At 39.7% G+C, this 12,265-nt stretch carries 8 protein-coding genes; all 8 read left to right on the forward strand.

The genetic code is table 11. The annotated features are described in order from the left end of the window. Positions 1-16: 16 nt before the first annotated feature. The 8 genes from NA23_RS05125 (at position 17) to NA23_RS05160 (ending at position 12,253) form a co-directional block, all read left to right on the forward strand. Positions 17-2,920 (forward strand): family 10 glycosylhydrolase, encoded by a 2,904-nt coding sequence (locus NA23_RS05125; protein ID WP_033192771.1) that lies wholly within the window; start codon positions 17-19, stop codon positions 2,918-2,920. Positions 2,921-3,030: 110 nt separating this feature from the next. Beyond that, positions 3,031-4,533, forward strand: a complete 1,503-nt coding sequence (locus NA23_RS05130; protein WP_033191746.1) for a DUF4127 family protein — start codon at positions 3,031-3,033, stop codon at positions 4,531-4,533. Between the two features lie 28 nt (positions 4,534-4,561). After that, positions 4,562-5,458: an ROK family protein gene (locus NA23_RS05135; RefSeq protein WP_033191747.1), complete on the forward strand. Its 897-nt coding sequence runs from the start codon at positions 4,562-4,564 to the stop codon at positions 5,456-5,458. After that, positions 5,451-6,287: a MurR/RpiR family transcriptional regulator gene (locus NA23_RS05140; RefSeq protein ID WP_033191748.1), complete on the forward strand. Its 837-nt coding sequence runs from the start codon at positions 5,451-5,453 to the stop codon at positions 6,285-6,287. Before NA23_RS05135 ends, NA23_RS05140 begins: the two co-directional genes overlap by 8 nt. 668 nt (positions 6,288-6,955) lie before the next feature. After that, positions 6,956-8,404 (forward strand): SpoIID/LytB domain-containing protein, encoded by a 1,449-nt coding sequence (locus tag NA23_RS05145; protein ID WP_052107151.1) that lies wholly within the window; start codon positions 6,956-6,958, stop codon positions 8,402-8,404. Between the two features lie 306 nt (positions 8,405-8,710). Continuing rightward, complete coding sequence (locus NA23_RS05150) at positions 8,711-10,300, forward strand: ABC transporter substrate-binding protein (protein WP_033191749.1); 1,590 nt, start codon at positions 8,711-8,713, stop codon at positions 10,298-10,300. Between the two features lie 157 nt (positions 10,301-10,457). Further along, a complete protein-coding gene (locus NA23_RS05155) occupies positions 10,458-11,441 on the forward strand; it encodes an ABC transporter permease (protein WP_236938637.1) in 984 nt (327 codons plus the stop codon). A 5-nt stretch (positions 11,442-11,446) separates the two neighbouring features. Next, a complete protein-coding gene (locus NA23_RS05160) occupies positions 11,447-12,253 on the forward strand; it encodes an ABC transporter permease (protein ID WP_033191751.1) in 807 nt (268 codons plus the stop codon). The last annotated feature ends 12 nt before the right edge of the window (positions 12,254-12,265 follow it).

Below are 12,265 nucleotides of genomic sequence, written 5' to 3' on the forward strand. Positions count from 1 at the left end.
GGGGAGTGAACAGGATATGAAGTGGGCTTATAAGGTATTTGTACACTTGTTGCTTTGGTTAATTCCTGGAATAATTTTAGCTATTCCTTCTATCGGGATCCTCTACTCACCAACAACAGAAAGTTATTACACCAAACCTACTTACGACAATATAATCCGTGGGGTGCTTAGTGTATTAGACTACGGTAAGCTCGAATACGAGGTCATCAATACAAGCAAAGTTACAAGTATACCAGATAACATAAAGGTCCTTATAGACCCTTCAAATGGTGCCATTTCAGATAGCGAAATTAACCTTGTCGAATCTTACCTTATGAAAGGCGGAAAACTCATAGCCTGTTACGAAAGCGGTCTCAAAGACGCGCAGGCTAAGAACAGGAGTAACTTCGCATACTCAAAATTCTTAGGTGTTAAGTTCGTTTCTTGGGATAGCGGAAAGTACTTCGTCATGAAGCCTACGCAAACAGGGGTCTCTGTTTTTAAAACGGACAAGAATATACCTTTGTCGAGAGGCTTCACTTTTGTCATAGATCTGACACAAAATGCAACACCTCTGGCTATTTGGTATACAAAAGATGGAAAGATTTCAAACGAAAAGTATCCGGCTGCTGCGGTTCTTTCACCTTTTGGTGTTTATTTTGGCGAGAACATATTCCTTCAAACCTCGACCAACGATGAACTTAAATCTTTGGTGCTCAATACCATCGGTTACTTACTTGAAGAACCTATATCAAACGTTAATCCTGTGTTTTATCTTAAAGCCTCATTGGACGAAAAAATTGCGACATTTGAAACCAGACTATTGGAAAGTAGAAAAAAGATTCCAAAAACGCAACTATACAAGATGCAGGAAATGCTTTGGGAGATAAAAGATGCATCAAAAAAAGCATCTGATTTATCAGAGTTGAAAAAGCTCCAAAAGATGGTCGATTTGCTTGAGATACAACTCTTACCACAGTACAATGTCCAGTTAAGAGGTATCTGGTTTGATAGTTACGCAATCAGAGATTGTGAAACACCGGAAAAGTTGCGCAAACAGATTCGAGAACTCCACGAGCTTGGATTCAACGCTATCTTTCCTGAAGTTATCTACAAAGGAATGACAATTTCTCCGAAGATTTCCAGATTTCCTCAAGACCCAGCTTTTCAGGACTGGAAAGAAGACCCATTGCAGGTTATAGTTGACGAAGCCAAGAAACTAGGGATGGAGGTTCATGCGTGGTGTTGGATCTACGCTGTTGCGTCCGGAGGTATCAAAACTCCGTTCATGGATGCTCATCCAGAGTGGATTGAGAAGGACAAATATGGTAGTATCTTTTCAAAAAACAACACCGCATGGTTATCGCATGCAAATCCAGAAGTAAGAGACTACCTTATTAACACTTTGCTGGAAGTGATACAAAAATACGACGTAGACGGTATAAATCTGGATTACATACGGTACGATGGTGATGAATTTGGATACGACGAATTCGCTGTGAAAAGGTTTAAAGAAGAGACAGGAATAGATCCATTTACCATTGAGAAGTACAGTAAAGAAAGCGTTATATGGCAAATGTGGCGTGAGGAGAACGTAAATACATTTGTGAGAGAATTCTACAGTAAAGCTAAGAAAATTAAAAACAACTTAGTCATCAGTGCGGCAGTATACCCAACACTTAGTGGTGCTCGCATGGAGAAAAAACAAAACTGGGAATACTGGGTAAAGAGTGGATATTTAGATCTTCTCATCCCAATGGATTACAGAAATTCGGCCGAAGATCTCAAGATACTCTTTGATATGCAGTCTGAGTATAAAAAAGATGTTTACCTTTGCCCTGGTTTGCAACTGATATCTTTGGACGAACCTAAGAAAGTCATCGATCAAATCGCCTTAACAAACAACTACTTCAAATCCGGATTTGTTCTCTTTTCTGTCTCTCACATAAAGAAATTTTCAAATGACTATGAGTATTTCAGAGTGGTTATGTCAAAGCACGCCGTAACCCCATTCAAAGGTATAGATGTACTACTTGATTCATTTGCTGATACTTTGATGGATGATATTAGTATATTCACCGAAAACGACTCACTCAAAGAGGACATTAATTTCATCTTTTCAGAATTTGAAAAGATCAAGAAAAGCAGTAATTACGCCGACCTGGTCGAAAAAATATCAAATGGCATCTTCACAATATCGGACAACGTAAAGGATCCAACTCTGGCTCTAAGCGCTATAGATTCCCTAAGCTGGATGCTCGAAATCGCATACCCGGCTGCAAATAAATTAAAGCCAAAAAGCTCATTCATTCCCCAAAAACCTAAAGAAATGGTAGTAGTGGAAAACATTGTTCCAATACCGAAATTAGAAGTCAAACAAGGTAAAGCAACCCTTAGTAGAAATCTCGAAGAGTGGAAAGATGCTGAGACAAGCGGTCAATTCCTTATGTACGATACCGGCCAGAGAGCGGATGTATCAAGTTATGCTAAGGTCATGTACGATGATGAAAACCTGTACGTGCTTTTTGTTTGTAAAGAACCTGATTTTAGCTCAGTTAAAGTTGTTTCTGGTCCACGCGACACCCGCACTTACTTGGGGGATTCTGTAGAAGTGTTCATTCTCAAGGATGAAAGAACTAATTCCTACTACCACTTTGTCGTTGGTTTCGACGGTACCATCTATGACGAACTGGGATACGATAGTAAATGGAACGGTGATATTGTGGCAACAACTTGGAGAGAAATTGATGCGTGGTATGTGGAAATAAAAATTAACATGAATTATTTGGGAATGTCTTTGAAAGATACTTCCGAACTAAAGGCAAACTTCTGCAGAAACCGCTGGAAAGGCAATATTCCCTTTTATTATACTTGGAGTGTTACTTATGGTTCATTCCACACACCTGAAAGATTTGGGAAACTTATATTTCAAAGAAAGTAATGACTCCAAAATCTTCACTTAATAACTTTAGAAAGGAGGTGTTCGGTACACGTCCCAGTTTGTAAAACTTAAAACATAGACTAACGTGGGGGCCGTGTACAGCTCTATAAATGAGAGTATTATTTCTTCCACTAGATGAAAGATTTTGCACTAAAGACTACTTCATTCACCTTTGCTCGTCTGTTGGTATAGATGTAATTTTTCCCGAGCATTTTGGGTTAAAAAAAACACCGGCAGACGTTGAATATTTAGCTAACTGGTTGGTACAAAACTCTCTTGGTTGCGATTTTGCAGTGCTATCTTTGGATATGCTCTTGCATGGCGGACTGGTCCCATCGAGGTTGGATTATACCCAAGAAGAGACATTAATTAAACGCTTGAATGTTCTGTCACTTGTGAAAAAACAAAACGGCAATCTAAAAATATACGCAACGAAGACTGTTACAAGAATACCTACGTACAACTCTATGGAAGAAGAACCAGACTACTGGGTTTACTTTGGTAAAGCTCTATATGAGTATTCCACAAGCCTTGCCAGTGGGCATAATATTAAAGAGCACAATATTCCTCAATGGATAATTCAAGACTTTTTGTGGAGACGAAGGAGGAACTTACAGACCACCAAGGAAGCTATCAACCTTGTGAAAGCAGGTGTTATAGACTTCTTAAGCATAATGCTTGATGACAACTCCGAAGGTAGTCTTGTCTACAAAGAAGCGTGTGAACTCGAACAGCTGGTTGCACAATTGGGCTTAAACGAGAAGGTACAAATAAGAAACGGTGCAGACGAAGCTTCGTTAAGTCTAATTTCAAAATGTCTCTGCGACCATTTCCGCCTTCAGCCAAGGTTTAAAGTCATCTATCGAAAGCCAGAATATGCTTATCTTGTGCCCCCGTATCATAGCGATGAACTGGACACGTCTACCAAAAGCCACATTTTAGGAGCTGGTGGACATCCTGTCGACTTAGAATCTGAGTTTGATATTTTGCTTTACGTGAACAATTTTGAACCGGACGAACCAAGAGAAGCACCTTTTCAGAAAGAATCGATTCAGAATTTAGAACGCAGCGAACATGCTGAATTAGTAAAATGGATCGACCTTGCTTACGAACAAAACAAGATAATAGCAATTGCAGATGTAAGATACGCGAATGGTTCGGATAATTCTTTAGTTGAAAGGATATTGGAAAAACCAATAAATTGGGAACTTACAACTTACTACGGCTGGAACACTGCAGGTAACACGCTTGGCTCAACGTGTGCACATTCAGTATTGTTGTATCTCAGCAAAAAGGGTTTTCTTCAAATAGACAAAGAGAAACTGGAGAAATATCAGTCAATACTTCTATTAGAACACTGGGGCTACCAAGCTAATGTCCGAAAGATGCTCTATGAGGAGGTCAGAAGACGTAACCAAGATATAAATTCATGTCTTTCAATGATTAAAGATGAAGAATGGGCTAAGAGGTTCGTCGAGAAAAATCTCGAAGTGTACATGGACAGAATAAACCAATCTTTAAAAAAGAACTGGAAATACTCAGTCTTTTTCCCATGGCATCGTCCTTTTGAAATAGGCATAGTGCTTATCGATACTAAGCAGGTGGTTGGTTAGATGTTGACAAGGAAGGGGACATTAGTAAATGGAAAAGAAAATCATTGCAGTTGATATTGGCGGAACTACCGTTAAAGGCGCAGTATTTTCCAAAAATAAAATACAAAAAAAGGTTGTTAAGAACACATCTAGGGTAGATCCGCTAAACACGACAATAAAGATCATTGAACAGTTAATGGAAAATGACAAAGAGATATCAGCCATCGGTATTGCAACAGCAGGAAGAGTCAATTCAACGACAGGTGAAATCCTGTACGCTACACCAAACCTAGAGAACTGGATGGGTAGGAACATCAAACAAGAGCTGGAAACCCTCTTTGGTATACCAACTTATGTTATAAATGATGCTAAAGCAGCTACACTGGCAGAAGCCTTTACTCGTAAAGTGCGATCGCTAGTTTTTCTAACCATAGGAACAGGATTAGGCGGGGGAGTCTTTATTGATGGTAAATTGGTAAATGGAACTTTGTGGGAAGCTGGGGAAATTGGGCATACCATACTTTATCCAAATGGTCGAAAATGTAACTGTGGCAAGAGAGGTTGCGCAGAGCAGTACATATCTATGAAAGTTCTCCACAGGTACGCAAAAATCCCCTTAGCTGAAAGGAATCAGTTGCTTGCCGGTTTCATAAACAACGAAGAAAAAGTGTTAGCTGCAGTTGAAAAATTGTGCGGTAACCTGGCGATGTTGATTGATAAAATATTTCTCATCATAGACCCAGAAATTGTAGTCGTTGGCGGAGGATTTTCAGAGCTTGGAGAAATGGCCTTGCATATACTTAGGAACAAGCTGATAGAGTATTCGTCTAAATCTCTTTATCATCCAACTCAGGTCGAACTCAGCATCTTTCAAAACGACGCTGGGCTTATTGGTGCTTCTCTTTTCGCTGCAACGCAGTATGAGGAGGTAGTATATCATGGTTGAAGATATCTTGACGCGTTTAAGTTACCAACCCGGTGCTCTGACTAAAAAGGAAAAAATAATAGCACAGTACGTCATAGAGAACGGTGAAGAGGTTGTGCATATGAGCATCACAGAACTTTCTGATTTATTGAACGTTGGTGAAGGCACTATCGTTAGATTTTGTCAAAAACTCGGCTTTGAAGGATTTCATTCTTTCAAAATATTTCTTGCAAAAAGTTTACCAAATAACAAAAACGAGGCAGAATCCTTTTCTTCTGAGGACCTGCTTTTGCAAATAAAAACGAATCACATTAATACTATTGTACAAACGTACGAATTACTCAGTTCGTCCAAGGAAGTCCTAAGCAAGTGTGCCGAAATAATTTCGCAATGCAAAAAGCTTTACACAGTAGGTGTTGGTGCATCTGGAGCAACAGCATTGGATGCATACTACAAATTTATGCGAATAGGTATTGATACGTTCTTTTCCCAAGACACCCACTTAGTAGCTATGGCACTTGCCACCTCCACTTCGAATGATGTCCTTCTTGCCTTTTCTCAAAGCGGGTCAACATCTGTGATCGTAGATCTGGCGAAAATGGCAAAGGACAATAACACAAAAATTGTTGCCGTAACGGGACATAAGAGATCTCCTCTTGCAGAAGTCGCTGATTATGTTTTACTTACGCCTATTCGCGAAGCACCATTTGAAAGCGGTGCGATAAGATCGAAAATTTCTCAGCTACATGTCTTAGAAGCTCTATTTGAAATGACTAAGCGGAATATAAAAGAAAGGGCAAACCACTATATACAACAAACTGCTCGCGCTGTTGAAAGGTGGATTTACTAGCAGATTTACACATGCAGAGTATTTCCGAGGTTCTAAGTATCGTTTGTAGAAAACAAGTGAAAAATGTGCAAAACTAAAGAAATTTGTGATAACTGATTTTCTTGCAGTTTGTTTGCTAAAGGAAGATCTTATGAGCATTTTCTTATGATATGGTCTCTTGATAAAATGATATAGCAAATGGACATTATAGCACACATTTGCTATTAATGACATATCAAATTGGACGTGACGAAATGTAGTGTCTTCATTCTTTTAGCATTGGTATTATCTGCACTTACAAAACATGCTGAAACAAATTTTTATTTTAAACTAGGCACAAAGAAAAGTAGTTAATTAGATAATGTTTTAAGGTAAAAGCAATAGGCATATCAATAACTTAAAAACAGATTTTTAACCGTTGATTCTAAGGAAAATGAGATCATCTTAGCGTATCAGACGATGCTGATAGTAAACGCCACATGATTAAGGTAATAATAAGCACTTTGTATGTAGTTTGAATAGCTCGACATAGTACAACGTTTTGATCCGTAACGAATGAGAGAGGTATAACTGATTTCTTATGAAGCTACACCGGTCCAAAGAGTTCCAACCGTTTTGTGTTCTCGATTAATAAGCGACGCTTTATTGTAAAGGGTAAGAATATAACAATAAGAAAGGGGGTAGCGAGGATGACACGGTGTGTAAAGGTTTTATTTTTGTTTGCGATTCTTGTACAGGTAGTTTCGTTTGCTTCAACGTCTCCAACACGTATTTCGGTACTCTTAAGCGTCGAACTCGACTCATCCGGGGCTTCAAAAGGTTATCTTTTTAGCGTGGTAAAGTTCGAGTGTCTCAGTTCTGTCAAAGTAAACGATAGCGCGTTCTCAGCTGGGGACATAATTGAAATAACAACAAACCAAGGCGGTCTCATAGTAAATGGTAACGCTGTAGGAGTTGATACATTAGTTCTAAAAGGTACTGTGAAGTTACTATCAGCAAAGCGAGCACTCGGAGTACCACAGTACTCAGACACAATATATGTTAAATTTGTCAATGGAAAGATTGCGTTAATTAACGAACTGGAATTAGAGAATTATGTAGAGTTAGTTGTTCCAAGCGAGGTACCATCATGGTTTGAGAAGGAGGCGATTAAAGCTCAAGCTGTTTTGGCAAGAAGCAGAGCGGTGGCAGACGTTTTGAGCGGGCCGAAAGAAAAGTTCTTCGGAGCTCACTGTGATGACAGTACAAATAGCCAGGTTTTCAACAATCAGATAGTTAGCAATATAATTAAGGTTGCAGTTTCCGAAACGACTGGTGAAATTTTAGTTATCGACGGTAAACCAATGGATACGATAGTGTATTTTTCAACATCTGCTGGATTCACTTCAAACAGTGAGGAAGTTTGGAGCGACGCAAAGGGCAAATTCCCAGGTGAACCGATACCTTATCTAAGGTCAAAGCCACAGTTCTCAAAACTTATTGTAAATGAAGTAAACGAAGTATTTTGGGATAAATTCTTCAGATCTTTCTGGGGCCTTGAAAAAGAACTTTGCGATTTTTATGACCGAGAGTCTCCATGGTTTCGATGGAAAGTAACTATGACCAGAGAGGAACTCGAGGTTTCAATTAGTAAAGGTCTTGTTGCAAGGGAAAAGGCCGACCTTACCTTAGGGTTCGATGCCATTAGAACAGTTGAAGGAAGGCTAATAGACGTAAATGATCCAAACTTCTCCATAGGAGAGCTGAAAGACTTACAGGTCATGAAACGAGGGCAAGGTGGCGTCGTTATGACTCTCAGAATTATAGCAGAAAGCGGAATCTACGATGTCGACAAAGAATATAACATACGTTTCGTTATAAGACCTACAAAAGCAATAACCGGTATGCCAAAAGACATAAACCTTGAAAGGCACGACGGAAGTCTTGTTTCCAACTATTCCATTCTCCCCAGCGGGTATTTCACGTTTGTAATAGAGAAATTCGAAGGAAAGATAAAGCAGATCACATTTTACGGTGGTGGAAACGGCCATGGTGTTGGTATGAGTCAGTACGGCGCAAATTATCTCGCTAAAAATGGCAAGAACTATCAAGAGATCATTCGTACATTCTACGAAGGTGAAATAGAAAAAGCGTTTTAAGTTCAAAAGCTTTTCTTGAAAAGTAAGATTTCACAACAGTTTGTAAGGGGCTTCGGCCCCATTTTTTTACGGCGTGCACCTTTTATTTTCTGCTAGTTAGTTCTTCTTGTAATCAAAATTTTAAGAAATTTGGAAAAAATAGGAGACTTGAAGGTATAAATGGCAGAAAGTCCGCATTTTTCGATTTCAGGAATAGAAATAGTGAAAATTTGGAGATTGTATAATCTGGTCAAAATATGATAGTATATTATAACAAATTGTGCCGTACGAGTTATATGCCATATCATTTTTAAAGAGGTGAGAAGTATGAAAAGGTTTTATGCGATTCTGACACTGTTGGTACTGATGGTAACTATTTCACTTGGTGCAGAACTTTCCATGATAATTTCTGTCACAGGTCCATTCCAGAGGAACTTTAACCCGTATTTTGCAGGTGCTACCGGCTACGTTGCAGCAGGTTTCATTTACGAAACATTGATATATGCGAACACAAAAACAGGAGATTTTGTACCTTGGCTGGCATCAGAGTTTAAATGGGGTGCTGGCTACAAAGAAATTACTTTCAAATTGCGCAGAGGAGTCAAGTGGTCAGACGGAACATCTTTTACAGCAGATGACGTGATATTCACATTCGAAACGCTGAAAAAATTCCCTGCACTTGATGTTCCGGGCGTTTGGAAAGGTGGACTGGCTGAGGTTGTAAAAGTCGACGACTATACCGTGAAATTAAAACTCTCAACAGTAAACACACTCTATTTGTATAGCGTTGCGGGAGTTTACATACTTCCAAAGCACATTTGGAGCAAAGTTGAAGATCCATCAAAGTTCACCAATGAAAATCCTGTTGGAACAGGAGCTTATCTACTCGATAACTTTTCCACGCAGGTTATAACGTTGAAGAAGAACCCAAACTACTGGAATGCTGCAAACGTAAAAGTTGATTCGATAAGAATACCCGCGTTCAGCGGCAACGAAAGTGCACAGTTGGCAGTTGCAAACGGTGAAATCGACTGGGCTGGTATTAACTTCCCACAGATCGAGAAACTTGTTCAGCAGAGGAAAGAACTGAACTATTGGTTTGCAGAGGGTAATCCAGTGTTCTTGTTCTTTAATCTTGCAAAAGACCCATTCAAGGATGCGACCTTGAGGAAAGCATTTGCATATGCAATTAATACTGACATGTTGATCAAAATCGGAATGACCGGTTATGCTGCGCCAGTGAATCCGGTTGTTATTAAGTCTGGATACGAGTATCTGATAAGCGAAGATTTGAAGAATTTGTGGTGGAAGTATGACCCAAAGACTGCAGAGAAGCTTTTTGCTCAGGCCGGTTTCAAGAAAGGAAAAGATGGAATTCTTGCGAAGGGTAATATTAAGCTTAGTTACGAATTATTAGTTCCAGCAGGATGGACAGACTGGATCGCCGTCTGTGAGTTGCTATCACAACAAATGGCGAACTACGGAGTTGAGCTAAGAGTTACACCTATAGATTACGGTGAATATTTGCAAAGAATTCGGAACAAGAACTTCGACGTAGTTCTGAGCTGGTCAAATTACGGCGCTACTCCGTACAATTTTTACGATAACCATCTGAACTCTGCAAATGCATACGTTGGTAGTAACAGAGGCGGATGGATAGATAAGACAACCGACGAACTTTTGGCGAAGATAAAGGAAACAGCAGACATATCTGCAAGGAAGGTTATCATGTCAAGGTTACAAAGAATCCTTCTTGAAAACGTACCAGCTGTTCCTTTGTATTACAATCCAGTTTGGTTCATTTACTCGACGAAGAACTTTACAGGCTGGCCAAATGAAAAAAAGCCTTACGTAGAACCAAGAATTACCGGTATGGATAAAATTTACCTCATCATGAACTTGGAACCTGTTAAATAATAAAATGAGTTGATAATTTTTGAAATTCTAAAAGGATTTTCATCAAATTAACAGCAACGCACGATAATTACTTCCTGCTGTTGACTCAGGGATTTTGTAAGAAACTCGACAGTGCGTTGCTGTTTTTATAAAGAAATCTTGTCTTGAGGTAAGGAAGGTGAGAGGTTTGAAGTACGTTGCCAACAGATTGTTTTTCTTTGTTATAACTCTTTTCTTCGCTCTCACGATTAATTTTATTCTTCCCAGGCTTATGCCAGGTGACCCTGCAGAAAGGATCCTTTCACGCTTTGGTCCAAACGTGGACGAAAAAGCTATAGAGGCAATGAGAATAGCCCTTGGTGTAGAAAAAGATAAAAATTTATTATCACAGTTCGTTGATTACTTAAAAAACACGATCACAGGGAACTTCGGTATATCTTATCTTCACTATCCCGTCCCGGTGTCACAGGTTCTGAAAAGTTCCATCCCGTGGACTCTGGGATTAGTCGGAACCTCAACAATTTTGAGCTTCTTGCTTGGAACTTTTCTTGGTATATATGCAGGATGGAATAGAGATAAACTGAGTGGCTCTGCGTTACTGGTATTTTCACTTTCGTTAAGAGCAATTCCATACTTCTGGTTAGCGATGATAATATTGTACATTTTCGGCTATAAACTTGGATGGTTCCCGTTATCGAATGCTTACTCTACAACAGAGATTCTAACAGGTTTCAGTTTAGTCTTAAGTGTAATATACCACGCGATACTGCCTAGTATAACACTTATCGTTGCATCCCTTGGAAGCTGGATACTGACAATGAGAAACAACATGGTGTCTGTTCTTGCAGAAGATTTCATCACCCTAGCGGAAGCAAAAGGTTTGGACGAGAGATATATAATGGTGCACTACGCGGCAAGAAATGCAATATTGCCAAGTATTACTGCATTTGGTATATCACTCGGTTTCGTCGTCAGTGGAGCCCTATTAACAGAGATAGTGTATTCATATCCAGGTGTAGGTTATCAACTTTACAGAGCTGTCCTTAGCCAGGATTTCCCGTTAATACAGGCTATATTCTTCTTTATTTCTCTCTCTGTGCTTTTAGCGAACCTCATCATGGACTTTGTCTATGCCTTTTTGGATCCACGTGTTAGGGGGTAGTTACCGTGAAGTGGAAAATAGGGATTGCTATTATTCTCACGTTCATACTTATGGGAATCTTCGCACCTTTTCTTACAAAGTACGAGCCAAATAAAACGGTTGGAATGCCATACCAACCACCAACCCGGGAGCATCCGCTGGGAACTGACAGAATGGGGCGTGATATACTCTCTCAGGTCTTCTACGGTGCTCGCCTTTCTCTCACGATAGGCATTTCTACAGGTTTGATAATGACAACAATAGCAACTACCGTCGGTATGATAGCGGGTTATTACGGTGGTATTGTAGATAGAATCTTGTCAACTCTAACTGATATATTTCTTGTTATCCCAGGATTGCCGTTAATGATCGTAATAAGTTCGTACATGCGCGTGAGAGGACCTCTGATGGTGATTTTGGTCATAGCGTTCACAAGCTGGGGTTCTGGTGCAAGGATTATCAGGTCTCAAATGTTATCGCTCAAGAATAGGGAGTTCGCTCTTGCTTCAAAGGTTATCGGCGAGAATGATTTCTACACAATATTCGTTGAATTGCTTCCGAACATGCTTTCGCTCGTTGCCTCTATTTTTTTCAGTTCCGTTCTTTATGCGATAATCGGCGAAGCTTCTTTGTCTTTCTTGGGCCTCAGTGATGTGAGTAAAATTACGTGGGGGACGATGTTATATTGGGCGCAGAATGCAAACGCGTTGTTAAACGGCATGTGGTATTGGGTTCTTGCCCCTGGGCTTTGCATACTACTCCTTGGTACAGCGTTCGCACTTATCAGTTTTTCGATAGATGAAATCACAAATCCAAGGCTAAGGGCCAGATAAGGTGGAAAGAAT

This window comes from Fervidobacterium islandicum, assembly GCF_000767275.3.
GTDB classification, from domain to species: Bacteria; Thermotogota; Thermotogae; order Thermotogales; family Fervidobacteriaceae; genus Fervidobacterium; species Fervidobacterium islandicum.

What these genes read in the sequence shown, in the direction of transcription:
- NA23_RS05125 (WP_033192771.1), top strand. Translation starts at nt 17, where the DNA reads ATGAAGTGGGCTTATAAGGTATTTGTACACTTGTTGCTTTGGTTAATT.
- NA23_RS05130 (WP_033191746.1), top strand. Translation starts at nt 3,031, where the DNA reads ATGAGAGTATTATTTCTTCCACTAGATGAAAGATTTTGCACTAAAGAC.
- NA23_RS05135 (WP_033191747.1), top strand. Translation starts at nt 4,562, where the DNA reads ATGGAAAAGAAAATCATTGCAGTTGATATTGGCGGAACTACCGTTAAA.
- NA23_RS05140 (WP_033191748.1), top strand. Translation starts at nt 5,451, where the DNA reads ATGGTTGAAGATATCTTGACGCGTTTAAGTTACCAACCCGGTGCTCTG.
- NA23_RS05145 (WP_052107151.1), top strand. Translation starts at nt 6,956, where the DNA reads ATGACACGGTGTGTAAAGGTTTTATTTTTGTTTGCGATTCTTGTACAG.
- NA23_RS05150 (WP_033191749.1), top strand. Translation starts at nt 8,711, where the DNA reads ATGAAAAGGTTTTATGCGATTCTGACACTGTTGGTACTGATGGTAACT.